Origin of the sequence: Pantoea sp. USHLN256 (assembly GCF_037149875.1) — a bacterium.
GTDB classification, from domain to species: Bacteria; Pseudomonadota; Gammaproteobacteria; order Enterobacterales; family Enterobacteriaceae; genus Pantoea; species Pantoea nemavictus.
Window position 1 is genome coordinate 41,795 of sequence record NZ_JBBCQO010000005.1, and the last position, 22,493, is coordinate 64,287.

Sequence of the window (22,493 nt, forward strand, 5' to 3'; positions counted from 1 at the left end):
TTAGGCAAAGGTAAAAAATTGTTCTTCGTCTTTACAAATCCGCGCTTATTCCACCGCCATCAAACGACGATATTCATCCCAGGCATAATTGTCTGTCATTCCACTAATGTAGTCCTGAATCAGGCGCGCACGATAATAACGTTCCCACAACAAACGCTGATATTTATGCTCAACGATTAATGAACGCATGTGTTGTTGATAAGCTTTACGGTGTTTTCCGGAAAGCTTATGAAACAGACGGGTTTCAATCGGATGCTTCGCCAGGAAATCATCGTTCATTAACGTGGTAAATTGCTCATAATCCAGTAACAGCAAGGATTGATATATCTCCAGCAGCCCTTTAATCACGCGGTAGCCCTGCAACTCCAGCTGCTCGACTTCCGGATGATTAAACACCTGCTGCCGTGCAACCGTCTTAAATAAGTTCAGCAAGCGTCCTTCTTCACCGTCATCTTCCAATAATGCATGATTGAAATTGCCTTCGAAAATAGCGGGCAGATTATCGATAAAACGCCGTACCGCATGGCTAACTAATACGTTCTGCACATTAACCCGCAGCGACATAAAGAATTGATCGCTGATACTGCGACGCTTTTTCTGATTGGCCTCTTTCCATGCATCACCGATGGTGCGGCTGAAGACATCACCGTTTTTGACCGTCCCCCAGGCCTCGAGCAAATGCTTATACAGCGTTTCAACATGGAAGATATCTTTTTCCACCGCGTCATCAAGATCGGCGATGCAATAAGAGATATCATCGGCGGCTTCCATTATCCAGGTCAGTGGAAAACGATGATGCTCTTTAATATTTGTCGCGTCACGTAACTCGGCAACATATTCGCGTTCGGATAAGTAGAAACCCGGTTTCTTCATTAACACGCTAAACTCAGCCGGTTTATCACCTTGCCACCACGCTGGTGCGGTATATTTCAAAATACAGGCAACCTGCGCGTAGCTGAGATTAAGTTGCAGCAGCGTATGCACCAGGCGAATCGCTTGCGCATTGCCTTCAAAGTGGCATAAATCCTGGCGGATCATGGCATTTAATTGGTCGAATGCTGAGCGTGCAATATCGTCGCCAACCCCCGCTACCAGCGGATCGACTAATTCAGCAGGCAGGTTATCATCGAACCAATCATTGATCGCCGCTTCACCGAAATGACCAAAAGGCGGATTGCCGACATCGTGTAGCAGACAGGCCATTTCAATCAGGCTTTCAAACGCGCCTTCAAACTCATCCAGCCCATAATTGGCCAGTCCGCCGCCCTGCGTTTTCAGCGCTTGCAGAATCTCTTTAGTGATATAACGCCCGGTTTGCTGCACTTCCAGTGAATGCGTCAGACGCGAACGCACTGCGGCATTGCGTTCCAGCGGGAATACCTGAGTTTTCTGTTGCAGACGGCGAATGGCAGCGGAGTTAATAATGCGTCCACGATCGCTCTCAAAATGGCGGGTAATATAGTATTCCCCTTCGGGATCTTTGCGGCTGGTATAAGGGCGGGTGAAACTGATCTTCTTCCTGAAATTGATCGTCGCCATAATTACCCCTTATTTTTTCGTGAATTCTTCCTCAATCAGCCATGTTAGACTATGCCTCACTTTTGCGGGTTACATCCATTAAATTAGCGAGATTCTTATGAAAGTAGGCATTATTGGCGCGATGGAGCAGGAAGTTACCCTGCTGCGTGACAAAATTGAAAACCGCCAGACACTTACGCTGGCTGGCTGCGAAATTTACACCGGCACGCTGAACGGTGTTGAAGTGGCGCTGCTGAAATCAGGCATTGGCAAAGTCGCTGCCGCGCTGGGTACCACGCTGCTGCTTGAACTGTGCAAACCCGATGTGGTGATCAATACCGGTTCTGCGGGCGGATTGGCATCAACGCTGAAAGTGGGCGATATCGTGGTATCAGATGAAGTGCGTTATCACGATGCGGATGTTACCGCCTTCGGCTATGAACCAGGCCAAATGGCCGGTTGCCCTGCTGCCTTCGCTGCAGATGACAAACTGATTGCGGCCGCCGAGCAGGTTATTAAGCAACTCGATCTCAACGCAGTGCGCGGTTTAGTGGTGAGCGGCGATGCGTTTATCAACGGTGCCGAGCCATTGGCGCGCATCCGTAGCACCTTCCCGCAGGCGATTGCGGTAGAGATGGAAGCCACGGCGATTGGCCATGTTTGCCATCAATTTAACGTGCCATTCGTGGTGGTACGCGCTATTTCTGACGTTGCCGATCAAGAGTCTCATCTCAGCTTCGATGAGTTCCTCAGCGTTGCGGCAAAACAATCTTCGCTGATGGTAGAAAACCTGCTGGCGCAGCTGGCGCGTGGCTAAACATCTTCTGCTCGGGCTATTGCTGCTGTGCAATAGCCTGTTCGCCGCCGCACCACGCGTTATCACCCTTTCACCTCATTTAACCGAGTTGGCCTTTGCTGCCGGCATTACGCCGGTCGCGGTCAGCGCTTTCTCTGATTATCCGGCGCCAGCCAGGGCGCTGGAACAGGTAGCAAACTGGCAGGGCATCAACGTTGAACGTATTCTGCAACTCAAGCCGGATGTGGTGCTGGCGTGGCGTGGCGGTAATCCGCAACGGCAAATCGAACAGTTGCAACGTTTCGGCCTTAAGGTTGAGTGGATTGATCCGCAAACCCTCGATCAAATGATTGATGCGCTGGCCGGATTACAGCAGTGGAGTCCGCAGCCGCAGCAGGCCATTGATGCCGCCCAGACATTACGGGCACAGGAGGTGGCGCTGCGGCAACAGTATCAGCACGGCGCGCCGATAGCGCTATTTTTGCAGTTTGGCCAGCAGCCGCTGTTTACCGCTGCGCGCAACACCATGCAGAATCAGGTAATTGAGTTGTGTGGCGGAAGGAATATTTTCGCTGATAGCGCCGTTAGCTGGCCGCAGGTAAGTCGTGAGCAGGTGCTGATGCGCCATCCGCAGGCGATTGTCATCGGCGGTGACGCGACGCAGGCCGTCAGCATCGCCAAATTCTGGCAGCCGCAGCTTACTGTGCCGGTGATCGCCATCAATGACGACTGGCTGAGCCGCCCCGGCCCACGCATGCTACTGGCAGCGAAACAGCTCTGTGCGAATTTACATCCGGCGAAAAATGACACTAAAAAAGATTAAAGATCCGGCAGAAATTGTCGTTGATCATAATACAAGGCGCAGCGGCCACGTATGCTCTGTGCCCATTTTAGCGCTTAGCGCAATTTTGTCTTCACCAGGAACTATTCATGACCAGAGCTCTGCTGCTGGCCATAGGGCTCGTGATCGCTGCGCCATTGAATGCGGCTACCTCAACCGGCTCTATTGCCGTCACCTTGACGTTATTCTCACGTTGCGATATTTCGCGCCAGAATGAACATACTCTGCCGAGCATTGACTGCGGACGCCACTTTAGCGCGCAACCACGTATTACCGAAAGGGTACTAAAACGCGATGCACAACGCCGCGAATCGGCGCGCTTAGTGACTATTGAGTGGTAGGAATCTGGCTACCAGAATGGCAGCCAGAAGCAGCATTAGATGCTGAAGGAAGAACCGCAACCGCAGGTGGTTTTGGCATTGGGGTTAGTTACGATAAAACGTGAACCTTCCAGACCTTCAGTGTAATCCACCGAACCGCCCACCAGATATTGCAGGCTCATTGGATCAACCACCAGCGCCACACCCTGTTTTTCGATGGTCATGTCGCCGTCATTCATTTGATCGTCAAACGTGAAGCCGTATTGGAAACCGCTGCAACCGCCGCCGGTAATATAAACGCGCAGTTTCAGCTCCGGATTCTCTTCATCAGAAATCAGGTTTTTCACTTTTTTTGCTGCTGCATCAGTGAATTGCAAAGGCAGCGCTGCTAAGTCGTCACTCATCTTTTACTCCGGGTAAACGTCGAGGTCAGAAAACGACCTTAATTTCGCTATTATCTGCCAGCCGTGCAGTGCAATCAAGTCTCAAGCTTGGCAGTGTGTGCCGCCGCATGCGCATGAAAGTATATACCCTAAACTTTAGCGCAAGCCGTTCTTCCCGTAGAATGGCGCCAGATTTTTTCCCGAACAGCAGGAGCAGAACCATGAGTAAGTCAGAAAACCTGTATACCGCAGCGCAACGCCTGATCCCCGGCGGTGTGAACTCCCCGGTACGTGCTTTTACCGGTGTAGGCGGTGTGCCGCTGTTCATCGAACGTGCTGACGGTGCGTATCTGTACGACGCCGACGGCAAAGGTTATATCGATTATGTCGGTTCGTGGGGCCCGATGGTGCTCGGTCATAACAATGCCACTATCCGTAATGCGGTGATTGAAGCCGCCGCACGCGGTCTGAGCTTCGGCGCTCCCACCGAGATGGAAGTGAAAATGGCCGAGCTGGTGTGCGAGCTGGTGCCAAGCATGGACATGGTGCGCATGGTGAACTCCGGCACCGAAGCCACCATGAGCGCCATTCGCCTGGCGCGCGGCTTCACCCATCGCGACAAAATCATCAAGTTCGAAGGCTGCTACCATGGTCACGCCGACTGCCTGCTGGTGAAAGCCGGTTCCGGCGCGCTGACGCTTGGCCAGCCAAACTCGCCGGGCGTACCGGCCGATTTCGCCAAACACACGCTGACCTGCACCTACAACGATTTGAGCACGGTGCGTGCTGCTTTCGAGCAATATCCAGAGGATATTGCCTGCATCATCGTTGAACCGGTGGCGGGCAACATGAACTGTATTCCACCGCAGCCGGACTTCCTGCCAGGCCTGCGCGCGCTGTGTGACGAATTTGGCGCGCTGCTGATCATCGACGAAGTGATGACCGGTTTCCGCGTGGCGCTGGGCGGTGCTCAAGCCTATTACGACGTAACGCCAGACCTGACCTGCCTCGGTAAAATCATCGGCGGCGGCATGCCTGTTGGCGCCTTTGGCGGTCGTCGTGATGTGATGGAGGCGCTGGCACCGACCGGCCCGGTTTATCAGGCAGGTACGCTGTCCGGTAACCCGATTGCCATGGCCGCCGGCTTTGCTTGTCTGTCGCAGATTGCGCAGCCGGGTACGCACAGCACCTTGACCGACTTAACCACGCAGTTGGCAAAAGGTTTGCTGGCCGCCGCAAAGGCAGAGAACATTCCGTTGGTGATTAACCACGTTGGCGGCATGTTCGGTATTTTCTTCACCGATGCTGCTGAAGTGACCTGCTATCAGGACGTGACGCAGTGTGACGTAGAGCGCTTTAAGCGCTTCTTCCACCTGATGCTGGAAGAAGGCGTTTATCTCGCGCCTTCCGCCTTCGAAGCAGGCTTTATGTCGCTGGCGCACAGTCAGGAAGATATCCAACGCACCATCGATGCTGCACGCCGCAGCTTCGCGCAGCTGTAAATGACAAGGGCGCCAACTGGCGCCCTTTTGCTATGCCCGCCGCAGTAACCAGATAAAGTACGGCGCACCGAAGAAGGTGGCCATCAGGCCAGCTGGAATCTGATCCGGAAATGCCAGCATTCTGCCGCACCAGTCAGCGAAGATCATCAATCCCCCACCCAATAAGCCGGCCATCAACACCTGCGGTAATGCACGGCGGAAACCGAGCATGCGCACAATATGCGGCGCCATTAGCCCGACAAAACTCAGCGGCCCGATGGTTAAGGTTGCCGTGGCGGTCAGCGCTGCCGCCAGCAGCAGCAAACTGAGGCGTGAGGTGGTGAGCGCCATGCCCGCCGAACGCGCGGTAGCGCTGCCAAGCGGCAGCAGCGTTAACCAGCGGCTCGCCAGCGGCGCCAGGGCAATCAGCACCACGCCAACCACTGCGCTTTGAACGGCCTGCTGCATGTTGATGTTGTAGGTCGAACCAGAAATCCAGCTCAGTAAGCCGCCCATACGCGGATCGCCGCTCGCCAACAGCACCATCAATAACGTCACGAATGCGCTATTGAGCGCCATTCCCGCCAGCAACATACGCTCTGGCGAGAAACCGCCGCGACTCGCCACCAGCATGATGACCAGCAGCGTGAGTGCTGCGCCAAGTGCGCCAGCCGGTAGCAGCCACGCCACCGCATCGCCCGGCACGAAGAACATCATCACCACCACACCACACGCCGCACCCGAGCTAATGCCTAGCACTTCCGGACTCGCCATCGGATTGCCGGTGAGGCGCTGAATCAGCGCTCCCGCCACGCCGAGCATCATGCCGACGACCAGCGCCGCCAGCACGCGCGGCGCGCGCCACGGTAGCAGCTGCTGTAGCATGTCGCCGCCCACCCACGCAAAGCCGTGTGCATCGCGCCCAAAGGTGATGCCAATCCAACTGAACACGCCAAGAATTACTAATCCGATCAGGCACCAGCGCAACACGTTCTGCCGCTCTGCCGGCACCTTATCGCCCTGATTGAGCGCCGGCGGGACTGAGCCCGTCCGCAAGCGCGGCAAAAGCCACAGCAGAATCGGCACACCGATCAATGCGGTCGCGGTCCCGGTGGACACTTCGCGCCAGTGGCCGGTGAGCCACAGCACGCATTGATCCGCCAGCCACAGCAGCAGCGCACCAATTAGCGGAGCAAGTAACATGCGGCTGATCAGCCGACGTCCACCGAGCAGCTTCGCCAGCAGCGGCGCAAACAGGCCGATAAAGCCGATGATGCCCGCGACATTGACCAGCTGCGCGCTGAGCAGAATGGCCAGCGCCAGCGCAGCAATCCGCGCCGCCGACAGCGCCAGGCCGAGATTTTTCGCTACGCCATCATCCAGCCCCATCAGCGTCAGCGGACGCAGCAGCGCCAGCGCCACCACAAATGCCAGCAGCAGGCGCGGCCACAGCTGCGCCACGTTGTGGCCATCCAGCTGGTTAAGCGCACCGGTGCTCCACAGGAACATGTTCTGCAGCTGATCGTGATTAAAGATGGCGAAAATCTGGTTAACCGAGCCGGCATACAGGCTCAGCACGAGACCAGCAAGAATCAGCGTCACTGGCGAAAGACGTTTCCCCCAGGCGACCCCAAACACCAGCACGCCGACAATCACCGCGCCGCCCATCGCGGCAAACTGCTGCGTTAGCTCGCCACCCGGCAGTTGCCACAGCGTGGCCACGGTAATACCGAGTTGCGCCCCCGAAGAAACACCAAGCGTGGTGGGCTCGGCCAGCGGATTGCGCAGCACCTGTTGAAACAGCAACCCAGCTAAGCCGAGGCCTGCGCCGACCAGCAGCGCCAGCGCCAAGCGTGACAGCAAACTATGATGAAACACCACCTGCTGGATATTGTTGATATCCGGCGCAAACAACGCCTGCGACCACTGATCGATCGGCAACGCGTTACGCAGATTGATAAAGGTTAACGCCAGCGCCAGCAGGAACACGGCACTCAGCAGCGCGACGGGAAAAAGACGATTGCGCATCAGTGCGACTCCAGCGCGTGTTCCAGCACGCGCACAAATTTCAGTGCCGAGTAGGTCGCGCCGTAATACCACACCGCCGGCACGCGCTGAAAACGCTGGGCGCGCACGAACGGCAGCGCCTGCCACAGTGCGGTTTTCATCACTTGCTGCATGTCGCGATCGTTATCGTGATCGAAGCAGATCACCTGCACATTACCGACCTCCGCCAGCCGCTCCAGCCCGACGACCGCACTGCCCCAGAAGTTAGTTTCGCCCTGCCACGCATTGCGCAACCCAAGAATCTCCATCACTTCAAGGAACAGGCTGTTTTTGCCGAAGGTGATGGCATGGCGGCTATCCATCAGCGACATCAGCAATAGCGGACGATCGGCCCAGGGTTTAAGCCGTTCACGCGCCGCCGCCAGCTGCTCGTCAACATCCTGCAGATGCTGCACGGCCTGCGCTTCACGTCCAATACGCGCGCCGAGCGCCTGCAGGGAATGGCGTGCGGTGCTAAGCGGTTTGCCGTCACCGCTGTTGAGATCAAACCCCATGGTCGGAGCAATGCGCTGCAACTTATCCAGCGCCGGACCGTAACCATTGGAGTGCAGAATCAGCGTAGGTTCGAGCTGCGTCATCAGCTCCAGATTGGGTTCGGTGCGCAGACCGAGATCGATAACGCTGGACGGTAGCAGCGGGTCGCCCACCCAAATGTTGTAGTTGTGCATATCGGCTACGCCAAGCGGCGTCACGCCGAGCGCCATCAGCAGCTCGACCGGCAACCACTCCAGCGCCAGAATGCGCTGCGCATCGGGTAGTGCGGCACGCAGTGGCAATGCCGACATCAGAGGAGAGAGCGCCAGCGCCGTCAACAGGCGGCGGCGGGAAATATCTAACATGGCGCGGCCTTAGTAAACGAAACTGACGGGAGCGCCGCCGAGCGGGTGCGGCAAAATTCCCATTGGGATACCGTAAATATTACCCAGCACATCAGCCTGCATGATCACCTCGGGACCACCTTCGGCAATCACTTCGCCACCGCGCAGCGCCACCAGCCGATCGCAATAGCGCGCCGCCATGTTGAGATCGTGCAACACCGCAATCACCGTTAATCCGCGTTCGCGACTAAGACGCTGAATCAGCGCCAGCACATCAACCTGATGGGCGATATCCAGCGCTGAAGTCGGTTCATCCAGCAGCAGGCAGCGGCTGTTCTGCGCCACCAGCATCGCTAGCCAGGCACGCTGGCGCTCACCGCCGGAAAGGCTATCCACCAGTCGACCGGCAAACGGTTTCAATCCCACCAGCGTAATCGCCTCTTCGACACGGTCGCGATCTTCCTGCCCATAACGGCCCAGCGCGCCGTGCCACGGATAACGACCAATCGCCACCAGTTCACGCACCGTCATCCCTTCCGCCGCGGGCAATTGCTGTGGCAGATACGCCACCTGACGCGCAAAATCTTTGCTGCCCCAGTTATCTACCGCATCCTCATTCAGCAATACGCGTCCTTCACTCGCCGCATGGTGACGACCGAGCATCTTCAGCAGCGTGGATTTACCGGAACCGTTATGCCCGATCAGCGCCGTGACTTTGCCTGGCGCAAAAGTAAGAGACAGCGGATGAAGTAGCGTGCGGCCTGGCACACGAAAACTGACGTTATCCAGCCGGAAGGTGGTTTCTGCATGGTGCGGATGCTGCATGATAATCCCTGGTAAATGGGCGCTGTAAGGTCGCCTTAATGGCGACCAGAAACTCAGGTGCGCATAAATGCGCACCCTACAAACGCGTTAGAAGCGGAAAGTCGCGGTTCCGACAATCTGCCGCTCAGCGCCCCAATAGCAGGCGTATTCGCGGTAGCAGCTGGCAACGTATTCACGATCGAACAGGTTATTCACATTCACGCCGATGGTTGATCCCGGCATGCCAAAGCGTGCGAGATCGTATTTCAGCGCGGCATCAACGGTGGTGTAACCGGCAACGTCGAAGTTTTGGTTGGCATTGTCGCCGCTAGCGTACAACCCTTTACTTTCACCCACGTAACGCACGCCAGCACCAACCGTTACGCCAGACAGCGCGGTTTCATGGAAGGTGTAATCGCTCCACAGCGAGGCCATGTGTTTTGGCACCTGCACCGGCGTTTTACCCTTCAGCAGCGTGTCATGGGTGTACTCCGCATCCGTGTAGGAGTAAGCGGCAGTCAGGTTGATATTGGCATTAACTGCCGCTTTGGCTTCTAACTCCACGCCGCGTGAACGAATCTCGCCACCCTGCACGCTAAATTGCAGGCTGTCAGGATCGGCAGTAAGGTTTTTGGTCTTCGTTAGCTGGTAAACCGCACCTGTAATGACAATCGGACGATCTTTTGGCACATATTTCACACCAGCTTCATATTGTTTGGCACGTGAAGGATCAAACGTTTGGCCACTGGATGTAGTACCTGCCGTAGGAATAAATGATTCGCTGTAGCTGAAGTACGGGGCGATACCATTATCAAACACATAGTTCAAACCACCGCGCCAGGTGAAAGCCTGATCGTGATTTTTCTCTTCTGTATTGCCGTTACGGTTTAGCGCTGAGGTCATCGCGTAGTCATAGCGACCGCCCAACGTTAGCACCCAACGATTCCAGTCCATCTGGTCCTGCGAATAGAGGCCCGTCTGTTCCTGACGATTCAGATATTGGTATGGGAAAGGCGTGCCAATATCCGCATCATTGCCGTATTGCGGGTTAATGGCACTGATGGGTGCCGCGCTACCAAAGGCCGCATCGATATCATTGCGAGTACGCTGGTAATCCACTCCCATCAACAATGTATGGTCAACTGCGCCAGTCGCGAACTTAGCTTGTACCTGGTTATCCAGCGCAAACTGATTGAGCTTTTCATTGGAAACCGCTGAACCGCGGGTGATTTGCTGCGTAGCGGGAATAAAGCCATTGCCATAAATACTGCGATAATCCGTTCTCAAATCCGCATAGCGCAGATTCTGTCGCACCGTCCAGGTATCGTTGAAACTGTGCTCGAAGTTGTAGCCCACCATCTTGGTGTTGCGCGAGATCTTGTTGCTGTCTTCGCCTTCATCAAAATTGGTCGGTAACTTATAGCTGCTGCCGTCCGGGCGCGTAATGCCCACCACCGTGCCCTGACGCGGCAGCCAGCCGTAATAACCGGTTTCCGGTTCGTTCTGGAAATAGGTCAGCAGATCGAAACGCGTATTTTCATCCGGACGCCAGCTGAACGATGGCGCGATGGTGTAGCGCTTCTCTTTGTTCATCTCTTGCTGCGCATCGGCGCTGCGTGCCAGGCCGGTCAGGCGATAGCTGTATACGCCATCATCATCCAGCGAGCCGCCAAAATCGAAGCCGGTGGAGAACAGATTGTCAGTGCCCATCTGGAACTGTACTTCACGCAGCGTCTCCTGGGTTGGACGCTTACTCACCAGCGACACCACGCCGCCTGGATTGCTCTTGCCGTACAGTACCGAAACCGGGCCGCGCAACAGCTCGGCGCGTTCAAGGAAGTAGGGATCGATAGCGAACTCAGAGTAGTTATCACCCTGCAGTTTCAGGCCATCAAGATATTGGTTGGTATTGGTTTCGCTGAAGCCGCGAATCGATAGCGCATCGATGACGTTGGAACTGCCACGGTTGCCGGTTAATACGCCGGGCGTGTAGTTGAACGCCCCTTTCACGCTGGTGACGTTTTTCATCGCCATCTCTTCCTGCGTGACCACAGAGATTGACTGCGGGTTTTTCTCAATTGGCGTATCAGTTTTGGTACCGGTGGCGCTGCGTTTGGCGGCGATTGTTGGCGACGGCCCCCACGCTTTTTCCTGCGCCACGCCGCTGCCGCCATCGGCGCTCACGACTACGGTATCTTCGGCCAGCGCCTGTGCGCTAAGGGTGCCCAGCGTTAAAGAGATTAGCCATGCCAGCGGACGACGGGATGAGCTCGGGTGTAAGAAACAAGGATTGGTGTTTCGCGTATTCATAAGTGAGATCTCTCGAAAAAAGTCGATGCAGGCGAATACAAACGAGAATGATTATTATGACGCACGGATTTTAGGCGAAATCCCGTCATAATCGCAACGACTAATGGCATATTGCGGGTCGTTAGCGCCCAGAACGTGCATATCCATGATCGCGCTTAACAAAGGTACAGACGAAAAAAAGGGCGCCGCAGCGCCCTCTGTTTTCTCAGCACACTATTTGCTGCCGAACATATCCTTGATCCAACCTGCAACGCCGTCAGAATCTTTCTGCTCATTCTGTGGCTGCTGCTGCTGTTGCTGCTCTTGTTGTTGCTGCAACTGTTGCTGCTGTTGCTGAACCTGCTCTTGCTGCTGCTGGCACAGCGCATTCGGATCCAGCGACCACACCGGCAGCGAACGCCACGTGCTGCTACCGGTACCGCAGATGAAGTTACCGGCAGAATCGACGTTCATCTGCGTGATATCTTCCGGCGGCGTCAGCACCAGCGGCATCGGCGCCTGGTTGTCGAGATAGCGGCGATAGAGTTGCATCGCCCCGCTCGCGCCATACAGCTTCGAAGTCTGGTTGTTATCACGGCCAACCCAGGTAATCGCCACTTCTTTGCCGTCAACGCCAGCAAACCAGCTATCAATCAGGTCATTGGTGGTACCGGTTTTGCCCGCCAGATGGGCTTTAGGGTAGCGCGCACCCAGCGCACGCGCGGTACCGTGATCCGCCACCTGCTGCATGCTGTAAAGCGTCAGATAAGCGGCCTGCGCCGGTTCAACGCGCTGCGCCTGCGGATAGCTCTGATACAGCACCGTGCCATCTTCAGCAATCACCGAACGCACCGCTGACAGCTGCGCACGGTTACCGCCGCTGGCAATCGACTGGAACGCCTGCGCCACTTCAATCGGCGTCAGGTTCAGGGCCCCCAGCAGCATGGAGGGCACCGGATGCAGCTGATCTTTCGGCACGCCCAGCTTGGTCCAGGTATCCACTACCGCATCCAGACCCAGCGTCATACCGAGGTTAACCGTTGGCACGTTCATCGAGTTGGTTAACGCATCAACCAGCATCACTTTACCGCTGAAGCGACGATCGTCATTCATCGGTTTCCAGATGGTGCCGTTCGGCTGCTTCAGCGCAATTGGTTCATCAGCGATCCAGCTGTTAAGGCGATAGCTGTTCGGCTGGCTGAGCGCCGTCAGGTAGGTTGCCGGTTTCGCCAGTGAGCCAATTGAACGACGCGCCTGCAGCGCACGGTTATAACCGGCAAACTGCGGATCTGCCCCGCCGACCATGGCGCGCACTTCACCGCTAAAGCGGTCAACCACCACCATCGCAGTTTCCAGATCTTTCAGGCCCCGCTGTTTTTTCAGCGTTGGAATACCTTCAACCACCGCTTTCTCGGCGGCATCCTGCGAAATCGCATCCAGCGTGGTGAAAATCTTCACGCCAGAGAGATCTTTCATTTTGTCGCCGAGCTTAGCCTGCAGCTCATTACGCACCATCTGCATAAATGCCGGCTGTGGCGTGATCACGCCGCCTTTCGGCTGCACGCCAAGCGGACGCGCCGACAGCATGTCATACAGCTCCTGATCGATAACATTCTGCTGCTGCAGCAGACGCAGCACCAGATTACGTCGCTCCAGCGCCAGTTTCGGGTTACGCCACGGGTTATACAGCGACGCGCCTTTCACCATGCCGACCAGCATCGCCTGCTGATCGAGGCTCAGCTCATCCACCGGACGACCAAAGTAGTACAAACTCGCCAGCGGGAAACCGCGGATCTGATCGTTACCGGTTTGGCCGAGGTACACCTCGTTGAGGTAGAGCTCAAGAATGCGATCTTTGCTGTAGCGCGCATCCATGATCACCGCCATGTAGGCTTCACGCGCTTTACGCCACAGCGAACGTTCGTTGGTGAGGAACAGGTTTTTCACCAGCTGCTGCGTCAATGTACTGCCGCCCTGCACCGCTTTACCGGCGGTGATGTTGGCGAGGAACGCACGACCAATCGAGTACGGGCTAATGCCGTCGTGCTCATAGAAGTGGCGATCTTCGGTGGCGATCAGCGTGCTGACCAGCAGATCCGGGAAACCGGCGCGTGGCACAAACAGGCGTTGTTCACCGTTCGGCGACTGCAACATGGTGATCAGCCGCGGATCGAGGCGGAAGAAGCCAAAATCGCGGCCGGTATCGAGGTTTTTAATCTCGCTCAGCTCATTGTTGCTAAACGTCAGGCGCGCGTTAATCTGCCCTTCTTTACTGTCCGGGAAATCAAACGGACGGCGCAGCAGATCAATGGTGTTGCCTTTAACGCTAAACTCGCCGGGACGGGTGATGCGCGACACTTCGCGATACTGCGTGCCTTCCAGCAGCGCAATCATCTCTTTTTTGTCGTACGACATGCCCGGTTCGAGGCTGACCATACGGCCATACACGGTTGCCGGCAGTTGCCACACTTTACCGTCAATGCGGCTGCGGATTTCCGAGTCGAGATAGACGCCCCAGGCGGCCATCACCACGACAAAGACCAGGAAGAGCTTAATCAACCAGCCTAACCAACGACGCTTGCCGCGTGGCGGTCGTTTTCCTTTACCTTTACCTTTTGGTGGCACCGGTCCACTCTCCTCATCTTCTTCGTCAAAATCGTCCTGATCGATATCATCATCAAGTTCCCTGCGGCGACCCCGACGCGCAGTGCTGCGCGGCGGCTTTGGCGCTTTTCCTTTGCGCCCAATAGGTTCGCGATCGTTCCCAGACATGCTTTTATTCTCCAGGCATTGCTACGGCAGCGGCCTTTAGTCTACAACTGCTTTCTCGTGCTGCGCATGGCAGAACCCTCTGAATTCGATCCACAGCGTTTCACGATGAAAATTTCTTGGTCCGCCTTGTGGGTAAGGCGTTGGCCGGATCGTCCGGCCACGGATGCTTTGGATAGCGCCCTTTCATCTCTTTCTGCACCTCAGGATAGGCACCGCGCCAGAACGCCGCGAGGTCGCGCGTTATCTGCAGCGGACGGTGCGCTGGCGAAAGCAGTTCCAATACCAGCGGTACGCGGCCCTCTGCCACCGCCGGATTTTGTGCTTCGCCAAACATCTCCTGGATCCGCACCGCCAGCGCGGGAGGCTTCTCGGCATCGTAGCGAATGGGCAGGCGGCTTCCGGTCGGCACAGTGTAATGAGTTGGCAGCACACTATCCAGCCGCTGACGTTGTGACCATGTCAGCAAATGTAATAATGCGCTGACAAGATTGATGCTCTGCAATCCTTTCAGGTCGCGCACCGCGCTCATCTCCGGCAGCAGCCAGCTCTCCAGCGACTCCAGCAAGCTGTCATCATCCAGCTGCGGCCACGCCTCTTGCGGCAGCCACTGCGCCGCACACTGCACCCGCAAGCGTAGCTGTTCAGCGTCCGCTTTCCAGCCCAACACCGACAATCCTTTTTCGCGGATCCAGCGCAGCATCGCCGGATGCAAAATTTCAGCGTCCGGACGCGCCTGCGGTTGGGCTTTTAGCACCAGCGCACCGATAAGTTCGCGTTTCCAGGCACGCAAGGTGCCTTTCTCTTCATCCCACTCCACGTCGGTGCGCTGCTCAACCAATGTCGGGCACTGCTGGCGCAGCGCATCAATCTCCACCGGCAGCGCCAGCAGCATGCGCGCGTCGGCGCTGCTGGCCCCCTGCAGCAGCGTGGGCGCAATCAGCCACTCGTAGCGGCTCAAACCGTCCTGCTCATTGAGCATCGCGCCAATACCGTTCGCCAGCTGATAACGTGCGCTGTCACCGCGTCGCTGCGCCAGACGGTCGGCAAACCCGGCGGCCAGCAGTTGCGGAAACAGATCGGGATTAATCCTGCCGCCGCTGGCGTTGAGGCGTTTTTGCCACTGACGCGCGCGGCGCTGCCAGTGCGATTGCGGATGATTGAGCGCATCACGCAAATCAACGCTGCCGCTGCGCGGCGGATCTTCCAGAATCGCCACCAGCAGCGCGGCGCTGGCGATGGCATCATTGTTTTGCCCGGCGGCGACCAGAATGGCGCTGAGACGCGGATCGCTGCCCAATGCAGCCATTTTGCGGCCACGCGCGTTGAGCTGGTGATTCTCCAGCGCGCCCAGCTGTGTTAAGCGCGCGCATGCTGCGCGCAAATTACGCGGCGGCGGTGCGTCGAGCCAGCTCAGCTGCGCCGCCTCCCGGCAGCCCCACTGCAGCAAGTCGATCTGCAGCGAAGTCAGATCGCTGTTGAGGATTTCAGGTTCGCTCTGCGCCGCAGCCCGCAGCGCCTGCTCCTGCGGCAGCAGATGCAGACAGATGCCGGGCTCAAGACGTCCTGCACGCCCGGCTCGTTGCGTCATTGAGGCCTGGCTGATGCGCTGCGTTTGCAGCCGCGTTACGCCACTGCGTACATCAAACTGCGCCGAGCGTTCCAGCGCGCTGTCGACCACCAGACGAATGCCTTCGATGGTCAAACTGGTTTCCGCGATATTGGTCGCCAGCACCACTTTGCGACGACCTGGTGGAGAGGGCAGAATCGCGCGGCGTTGCGCATCCAGCGAAAGCGCACCATATAAAGGAGAGAGATCAACCTCTTCGCCGACCCGCGCCTCCAGCTCGCGCTTCACGCGCTCAATTTCTGCCACGCCAGGTAAGAACAGCAGCAGCGAACCCGGCTCTTCGCGCAGCAGGTGCGTGACTTCGCGCGCCACCGCTTCTTCAAAGCGTTGCTGACTATTGAGCGAGGCATAGCGCCGCGTAACCGGGAAGCTGCGGCCTTCAGACACCACAAAGGGCGCGTCCGGCAGCAGCTGACGCAAACGCTGATTGTCGAGTGTCGCCGACATCAGCAGGATTTTCAGATCGTCGCGCAGTCCTTGCTGCACATCGAGCAGCAGCGCCAGCGCAAGGTCGGCCTGCAGGCTGCGTTCGTGGAATTCATCCAGAATCACCAGCGAGACATCCTCCAGCATCGGATCGCGCTGCAGCATGCGCGTCAGGATGCCTTCAGTCACCACTTCGAGACGCGTGTTGGCACCGCAGCAGTTCTCTCCGCGCATGCGATAACCCACCGTTGCGCCCGGCTGTTCGCCGAGCAGCTCCGCCAGCCGTTGCGCCACGTTACGTGCAGCCAGGCGGCGCGGCTCCAGCATGATGATGCGGCCGGGCAGTTTGGCATGTTGCAGCAGCTGAAGCGGCAGCCAGGTGGATTTACCTGCGCCGGTCGGCGCCGCCAGCAACACCTGCGGCGACTGCGCCAGCGCGGCCAGCAGCTCAGGCAGCACCTCGCTTACCGGTAACTCACTCAAACTCATCTCCCAAAATGCCTGTGCTAAGATGGCGCGCATTGTAGCACTCTCAAGCGCGGTTTACCGGAGGCCAACCTGGCAATGCAACGTCTGTTTTTTGCTCTTGAACTGCCCGCTCCGCTCCAGCAACAGCTGGTGCAGTGGCGCGCAGATAACTTTGCGGCTGAGGCGGGTAAACCGGTCGAGGCGGCCAATTTGCACCTGACGCTGGCCTTTCTCGGCGAGGTAGGCGACGAGAAATCACGCAAGCTGCAGCTGTTAGCCTCGCGCATTGTGCAGCCTGGCTTTGCGCTGGATTTGGATGATGCCGGACATTGGCCGCGCCCCGGCGTGGTGTGGCTGGGTTGCCAGCGTGCGCCGCGCGGCCTGCTGCAGCTCGCCAGCCTGTTGCGTGCGCAAGCCGCGCGGCACGGTTGTGCGCAAAGTGCGCAGCCATTCCATCCGCACGTCACGCTGCTGCGCCATGCGGCGTCACAGGTCGCGCTACCCGCGCGCGGCTTTCACTGGCGCACCGATATCCATCATTTTGCACTGTTCGCCTCCAACGTGACGCGCGGCCGCACGCGTTATCAGGCGCTGGCCCGCTGGCCGCTACTATCATCAGGAGAGTAAATGCAGTTCGATCCGCCGCTCAAACCCGCCCGCTTGATCGCCCGTTACAAACGTTTTTTAGCCGATGTGATCACGCCGGAAGGCGAAACGCTAACTATTCACTGCGCCAACACCGGTGCGATGACCGGTTGTGCCACGCCGGGTGACACGGTGTGGTACTCAACCTCCGAAAGCGTTACGCGAAAATATCCGCACAGTTGGGAGCTCACCGAGACCCAACAAGGCCACTGGATCTGCGTCAATACGCTGCGCGCCAACCAGTTGGTACGAGAGGCGCTAAGCCACGATGCAATTCCGGAATTATCCGCTTACAGCCACTGCCAGCCTGAAGTGAAATACGGCACGGAAAAAAGCCGAATTGACTTTCTGCTACAAGCGGAGGGTCGATCGAACTGCTATATTGAAGTCAAGTCCGTCACCCTTTTACATCTAGGTAAAGGCTATTTTCCGGATGCCGTGACGACTCGAGGTCAGAAACATCTGCGCGAACTCAGCACTATCGTGGCAGAAGGTCATCGAGCCGTTTTGTTGTTCGCGGTTTTGCATACGGGGATTGAGGACGTTTCCCCGGCACGCCATATCGACGTGCAATACGCAGAACTACTGGAACAGGCGCAGCGTTGTGGTGTAGAGGTGTTAGCGTATCAAGCTCAGATATCACCGCTAAAGATGTTACTAACGCGTCCGATTAACGTAGCGTTGTAATATTTATAGCAATTTGGTGTGCCAGGATTGTTCTCGGCGAGGCGCTGAATACGCGATTCTTCAGAGGCTTGTCAAGCAGTGGTCAGGAATAATTGCCAACCTTGATTGCTTCTGCTATTTATAGCGGCCTGTTTTTTTCCCCTTTATGGGAATCGATAAGCCCTAAATATTTCGGGTTGCAGGAAGATGGCAACAGAATGAATCTCCGGTGCTTACCCACGTAAGTTACGAAGATGAATGAACGCAGCCAGTGCACAAGCAACTTGAAGCATCTAGGGAAGTGCGTGTTATCCAGGAGAAACAACATGCAAGAAGGGCAAAACCGTAAAACATCGTCCCTGAGTATCCTCGCCATTGCTGGAGTGGAGCCGTATCAGGTGAAACCGGGCGAAGAGTATATGAACGACGCCCAGCTAGGTCACTTCCGTAAGATTCTGGAAGCCTGGCGCAACCAACTTCGGGATGAAGTAGATCGCACTGTGTCGCACATGCAGGACGAAGCTGCCAACTTCCCGGATCCGGTCGACCGTGCTGCACAGGAAGAAGAGTTCAGCCTGGAATTACGTAACCGCGATCGTGAGCGCAAACTCATTAAAAAGATTGAGAAAACGCTTAAGAAAGTGGATGACGACGATTTCGGCTACTGTGATTCCTGCGGTGTAGAAATTGGTATTCGCCGCCTTGAAGCGCGTCCGACTGCCGACCTCTGCATCGACTGCAAAACGCTGGCAGAAATCCGCGAGAAGCAGATGGCTGGCTAATGGCCGTGAGCAAACTGTTACCGCACAGCCGGGAAAATCCCTGTTTTCCCGACGTGCGGTACACTTCCAAATGACCGCTTTAACTCCTCCCTGCATTGGGCGTTTCGCTCCCTCTCCTTCGGGTGACCTGCATTTTGGTTCGCTGATTGCTGCGTTAGGCAGTTACCTGAGTGCGCGTGCGCAACAGGGAAGCTGGCTGGTGCGCATCGAAGATATCGATCCGCCACGTGAAGTTCCCGGTGCGGCAACGCGTATTTTGCAGCAGCTGGAACATTACGGTTTGCAGTGGGATGGCGAAGTGCTGTGGCAGTCACAGCGTCATGATGCCTATCGCGCCGCGCTGAGCTGGCTGCAAAGCCATCGTCAAAGTTACTTCTGCCGCTGTACCCGGCGTCGTATTCAGCAATCAGGCGGATTTTATGACGGCCACTGCCGCGATTTGCAGCTGCCGCCCGATAATGCCGCATTGCGCCTGCGTCAACATGCACCCGTTTTCGGTTTTGACGATCGTCTGCGCGGCCATTTACAGGCGGAATCGCAGCTGGCACAGGAAGATTTTATTATCCATCGCCGTGATGGGCTATTTGCCTATAACCTGGCGGTGGTGGTCGATGACCATTTTCAAGGCGTAACGGAAATTGTGCGCGGCGCAGATTTAATTGAGCCGACGGTGCGCCAGATAGCGCTTTATCAGCAGTTCGCCTGGCCGGTGCCGGATTACTTGCATTTACCGCTCGCGGTCAATCAGGATGGCAATAAGCTTTCAAAGCAAAATCATGCGCCCGCGCTGCCAACCGGCGATGCGCGACCGCTGCTGGTGCAGGCGCTGCGCTTTCTCGGTCAACCGGTTTCGCCAGGATGGCAGGATGAATCGCTGGAAAACCTGCTGAAACAGGCCGTCGCGCAGTGGAATATCCGCCTGATTCCGTTGCAGAACGGTCTCAAGCCCGATGAAACGACATCGCCATTCCTAAATGGTTCTCAACAGGCTATGATTAGCCGCTGATTTTATTAACACCCTTTTATCACTGTCGAGGTGTCCCATTTTTACCCGAGTCGCTAATTTTTGCCGGAGAGTCCTCAAGCGTGATGAGGAGGCGCCTGAAGAGGTGGAAGCTGAGAAGAGTCTGATGACCGTCATTCCACGCGAAAGCCACAACATCTCACGCAAAGATATCAGCGAAAACGCCCTTAAAGTGCTCTATCGCCTGAACAAAGCCGGATATGAAGCTTACCTGGTTGGCGGCGGCGTGCGTGATTTGCTGCTCGGCAGCAAGCCAAAAGACTTTGATATCACCACCAACGCCACGCCTGAGCAGATGCGCAAGCTGTTCCGCAACTGCCGCCTGGTGGGTCGTCGTTTCCGTCTGGCGCATGTGATGTTCGGTCCGGAAGTGATCGAAGTTGCTACCTTCCGCGGCCATCATCAGGAAGAGAGCGAAGAAGATCGCAATAGCTCGCAGCGCGGCCAGAACGGCATGCTGCTGCGCGACAACATCTTCGGCAGCATTGAAGATGATGCCCAGCGCCGCGATCTGACCATCAACAGCCTCTATTACAGCGTGGCCGATTTCACCGTCCGCGATTACGTCGGCGGCCTGCACGATCTGCAGGAAGGCATCATTCGCCTGATTGGCGATCCGGAAACCCGCTATCGCGAAGATCCGGTGCGCATGCTGCGTGTGGTACGTTTTGCCGCCAAGCTGCAGATGCGTATTGCTGCAGAAACCGCCGAGCCGATCCCGCGCCTGGCAACGCTGCTGAATGACATTCCTCCGGCGCGTATGTTTGAAGAGTCACTTAAGCTGCTGCAGGCCGGTTACGGCTACCGCACCTATCAGATGATGCGTGAATATCAGCTGTTCCAGCCGCTGTTCCCGACGCTGACGCGGGGTTTCACCGCCGAAAGCGACAGCCTGATGGAGCGCATGCTGGCGCAGGTGCTGAAAAATACTGATACGCGTATTCAAAATGATATGCGCGTTAACCCGGCCTTCCTGTTTGCCGCCATGTTCTGGTATCCGCAGCTGGAATCCGCCGAGCGTATTGCGCAGGAAAGCGGCCTGACCTATTACGATGCCTTTGCCCTGTCGATGAACGAAATTCTGGATGAAGCCTGCCGCGCGCTAGCGATTCCGAAACGTATCACCACTTTGATTCGCGATATCTGGCAGCTGCAGTTGCGCATGTCGCGTCGTCACGGCAAACGAGCGTGGAAGCTGATGGAGCATCCAAAGTTCCGCGCCGCTTACGACCTGATGGCGCTGCGTGCCGACGTGGAAAACAATCCTGAGCTGCAAAAGCTGACGCATTGGTGGGGCGAGTTCCAGGCGGCCGCGCCGGTCCAGCAGAAAACCATGATGACCACGCTGGGCGACGATCCGGCACCGCGCCGTAAACCGCGCCGTCCACGCCGCCGTCCAACCGGGCCACGTCGCGATACCAATAGCGCGCAATGACCCGCGTTTACCTCGCTTTAGGCAGTAATCTGGCCGATCCGCTGCATCAGGTTGATGCAGCGTTGGCCGCACTGGATGCCATTCCGCACACCTCGCGCCTCAAAACCTCTTCGTTATATCGCACGCCGCCGTACGGCCCACCGGATCAGCCCGATTACCTTAATGCGGTGGTGGAACTGGAAACCGCGCTGGCTGCCGAAGCGCTGCTCGATCACACGCAACGTATTGAGCTGGATCACGGTCGCGTGCGTAAAGCTGAACGTTGGGGACCGCGTACGCTGGATCTCGACATCATGCTGTTTGGCAACGCCACGATTAACACCCCGCGTCTCACCGTGCCGCATTACGACATGCACAATCGCGCTTTTATGCTGGTGCCGTTGCTGGAGATTGCGCCGCAGCTGGCGCTGCCAAACGGGCAAGCATTGGCTGAGATTCTTGCCAGGCTGGATCGCAGCGCTATCCGTTTGTGGTCTGAGTAACCCGTAGTACACTGCGCGCATCAGAAAACTCTGGAGTGTGCGATGAAACCGACAACTATCTCCCATCTACGCCAATTCAAAACCAGCGGCCGCAAATTTGCCACGCTGACGGCGTACGATTTTAGTTTTGCCCGTCTCTTTGCCAATGAAGGCATTCAGGTGATGCTGATTGGTGATTCGCTCGGCATGACCGTGCAAGGCCATGAATCGACGTTACCGGTTACCGTCGCGGATATCGCTTATCATACCGCCGCCGTGCGCCGTGGCGCGCCGCAGGCACTGTTGATGGCTGACCTACCATTTATGAGTTATGCCACGCCGGAACACACCTTCACTAATGCCGCGCAGCTGATGCGCGCCGGTGCCAACATGGTGAAGCTGGAGGGCGGCGAATGGCTGGCTGAAACCGTGCGCATGCTGACCGAGCGCGCCGTACCGGTGTGCGGCCATCTGGGACTGACACCGCAATCGGTTAATGTTTTCGGCGGCTATAAAGTACAGGGCCGCGATGAAGCCGCCGCCGAACGTCTGCTGGCTGATGCACTAGCGCTGGAAGCCGCGGGCATGCAGCTGCTGGTGCTGGAGTGCGTCCCGGTGGCATTAGCCGAGCGCGTCACCAAAGCGCTGTCGGTGCCGGTGATTGGTATCGGCGCTGGCAACGTCACCGACGGTCAGATTCTGGTGATGCATGACGCCTTTGGCATTACCGGCGGCCACATTCCCAAATTTGCCAAAAATTTCCTCGCCGAAACTGGCGACATTCGTGCGGCGATTCGCCAATATATCGCCGACGTTGAAGCGGGCATCTATCCAGCCGCTGAACACAGTTTCCAGTAAATCAGGAGATTT

At 56.9% G+C, this 22,493-nt stretch carries 19 protein-coding genes; 11 read left to right on the plus strand and 8 right to left on the minus strand.

The genetic code is table 11. From position 1 onward, the window contains the following. Window positions 1-45 precede the first annotated feature (45 nt). Window positions 46-1,539 (minus strand): dGTPase, encoded by a 1,494-nt coding sequence (gene dgt, locus WFL93_RS14055; RefSeq protein ID WP_007893888.1) that lies wholly within the window; start codon window positions 1,537-1,539, stop codon window positions 46-48. Window positions 1,540-1,636: 97 nt separating this feature from the next. Here dgt and mtnN point away from each other — a divergent pair, with 97 nt between their 5' ends. The 3 genes from mtnN (at window position 1,637) to WFL93_RS14070 (ending at window position 3,496) form a co-directional block, all read left to right on the plus strand. After that, the gene (mtnN, locus tag WFL93_RS14060; protein WP_049851487.1) at window positions 1,637-2,335 is read left to right on the plus strand and encodes a 5'-methylthioadenosine/S-adenosylhomocysteine nucleosidase; all 699 of its coding nucleotides are present in this window, start codon (window positions 1,637-1,639) and stop codon (window positions 2,333-2,335) included. Next, the gene (gene btuF / locus WFL93_RS14065) at window positions 2,328-3,137 is read left to right on the plus strand and encodes a vitamin B12 ABC transporter substrate-binding protein BtuF (protein WP_336778396.1); all 810 of its coding nucleotides are present in this window, start codon (window positions 2,328-2,330) and stop codon (window positions 3,135-3,137) included. The genes mtnN and btuF overlap by 8 nt, the downstream gene beginning before the upstream one ends. 107 nt (window positions 3,138-3,244) lie before the next feature. After that, complete coding sequence (locus WFL93_RS14070) at window positions 3,245-3,496, plus strand: hypothetical protein (protein ID WP_007893885.1); 252 nt, start codon at window positions 3,245-3,247, stop codon at window positions 3,494-3,496. A 35-nt stretch (window positions 3,497-3,531) separates the two neighbouring features. On the opposite strand, the gene erpA is transcribed toward WFL93_RS14070, so the two are convergent. Continuing rightward, window positions 3,532-3,879 carry an iron-sulfur cluster insertion protein ErpA gene (gene erpA / locus WFL93_RS14075; RefSeq protein ID WP_007893884.1) on the minus strand — a complete coding sequence of 116 codons (348 nt, stop codon included), beginning with the start codon at window positions 3,877-3,879 and terminating at the stop codon, window positions 3,532-3,534. A gap of 200 nt (window positions 3,880-4,079) precedes the next feature. Here erpA and hemL point away from each other — a divergent pair, with 200 nt between their 5' ends. Then, window positions 4,080-5,360: a glutamate-1-semialdehyde 2,1-aminomutase gene (gene hemL, locus WFL93_RS14080; RefSeq protein WP_336778397.1), complete on the plus strand. Its 1,281-nt coding sequence runs from the start codon at window positions 4,080-4,082 to the stop codon at window positions 5,358-5,360. 30 nt (window positions 5,361-5,390) lie between these two features. Here the strand turns inward: hemL and fhuB are convergent, their stop codons facing one another. The 6 genes from fhuB to hrpB all read right to left on the minus strand — a co-directional run bounded on the left by fhuB (window position 5,391) and on the right by hrpB (window position 16,664). Further along, window positions 5,391-7,367 carry a Fe(3+)-hydroxamate ABC transporter permease FhuB gene (fhuB, locus tag WFL93_RS14085; protein WP_336778398.1) on the minus strand — a complete coding sequence of 659 codons (1,977 nt, stop codon included), beginning with the start codon at window positions 7,365-7,367 and terminating at the stop codon, window positions 5,391-5,393. Continuing rightward, window positions 7,367-8,245: a Fe(3+)-hydroxamate ABC transporter substrate-binding protein FhuD gene (fhuD, locus tag WFL93_RS14090; protein ID WP_336778399.1), complete on the minus strand. Its 879-nt coding sequence runs from the start codon at window positions 8,243-8,245 to the stop codon at window positions 7,367-7,369. Before fhuD ends, fhuB begins: the two co-directional genes overlap by 1 nt. A gap of 9 nt (window positions 8,246-8,254) precedes the next feature. Then, window positions 8,255-9,049, minus strand: coding sequence for a Fe3+-hydroxamate ABC transporter ATP-binding protein FhuC (fhuC, locus tag WFL93_RS14095; RefSeq protein WP_007888799.1), 795 nt, complete (start codon window positions 9,047-9,049; stop codon window positions 8,255-8,257). An 87-nt stretch (window positions 9,050-9,136) separates the two neighbouring features. Then, the gene (fhuA, locus tag WFL93_RS14100) at window positions 9,137-11,338 is read right to left on the minus strand and encodes a ferrichrome porin FhuA (protein ID WP_336778400.1); all 2,202 of its coding nucleotides are present in this window, start codon (window positions 11,336-11,338) and stop codon (window positions 9,137-9,139) included. A gap of 213 nt (window positions 11,339-11,551) precedes the next feature. Then, a complete protein-coding gene (gene mrcB, locus WFL93_RS14105; RefSeq protein WP_336778401.1) occupies window positions 11,552-14,089 on the minus strand; it encodes a bifunctional glycosyl transferase/transpeptidase in 2,538 nt (845 codons plus the stop codon). A gap of 100 nt (window positions 14,090-14,189) precedes the next feature. Continuing rightward, window positions 14,190-16,664: an ATP-dependent helicase HrpB gene (gene hrpB, locus WFL93_RS14110; protein ID WP_336778402.1), complete on the minus strand. Its 2,475-nt coding sequence runs from the start codon at window positions 16,662-16,664 to the stop codon at window positions 14,190-14,192. Window positions 16,665-16,700: 36 nt separating this feature from the next. Here hrpB and thpR point away from each other — a divergent pair, with 36 nt between their 5' ends. The 7 genes from thpR (at window position 16,701) to panB (ending at window position 22,481) form a co-directional block, all read left to right on the plus strand. Next, entirely contained in the window at window positions 16,701-17,237 is a 537-nt protein-coding gene (gene thpR / locus WFL93_RS14115; RefSeq protein WP_336778526.1) for an RNA 2',3'-cyclic phosphodiesterase, read from the plus strand. Further along, window positions 17,238-17,942 (plus strand): DNA/RNA nuclease SfsA, encoded by a 705-nt coding sequence (sfsA, locus tag WFL93_RS14120; RefSeq protein ID WP_336778403.1) that lies wholly within the window; start codon window positions 17,238-17,240, stop codon window positions 17,940-17,942. 305 nt (window positions 17,943-18,247) lie between these two features. Further along, a complete protein-coding gene (gene dksA, locus WFL93_RS14125; protein ID WP_007888770.1) occupies window positions 18,248-18,703 on the plus strand; it encodes an RNA polymerase-binding protein DksA in 456 nt (151 codons plus the stop codon). A gap of 70 nt (window positions 18,704-18,773) precedes the next feature. Then, window positions 18,774-19,709: a tRNA glutamyl-Q(34) synthetase GluQRS gene (gene gluQRS, locus WFL93_RS14130; RefSeq protein ID WP_336778404.1), complete on the plus strand. Its 936-nt coding sequence runs from the start codon at window positions 18,774-18,776 to the stop codon at window positions 19,707-19,709. 37 nt (window positions 19,710-19,746) lie between these two features. After that, the gene (gene pcnB / locus WFL93_RS14135) at window positions 19,747-21,162 is read left to right on the plus strand and encodes a polynucleotide adenylyltransferase PcnB (RefSeq protein ID WP_235440736.1); all 1,416 of its coding nucleotides are present in this window, start codon (window positions 19,747-19,749) and stop codon (window positions 21,160-21,162) included. Further along, window positions 21,159-21,644, plus strand: coding sequence for a 2-amino-4-hydroxy-6-hydroxymethyldihydropteridine diphosphokinase (gene folK / locus WFL93_RS14140; protein WP_007888765.1), 486 nt, complete (start codon window positions 21,159-21,161; stop codon window positions 21,642-21,644). Before pcnB ends, folK begins: the two co-directional genes overlap by 4 nt. A gap of 42 nt (window positions 21,645-21,686) precedes the next feature. Continuing rightward, window positions 21,687-22,481, plus strand: coding sequence for a 3-methyl-2-oxobutanoate hydroxymethyltransferase (panB, locus tag WFL93_RS14145; protein ID WP_336778405.1), 795 nt, complete (start codon window positions 21,687-21,689; stop codon window positions 22,479-22,481). Window positions 22,482-22,493: the final 12 nt, after the last annotated feature.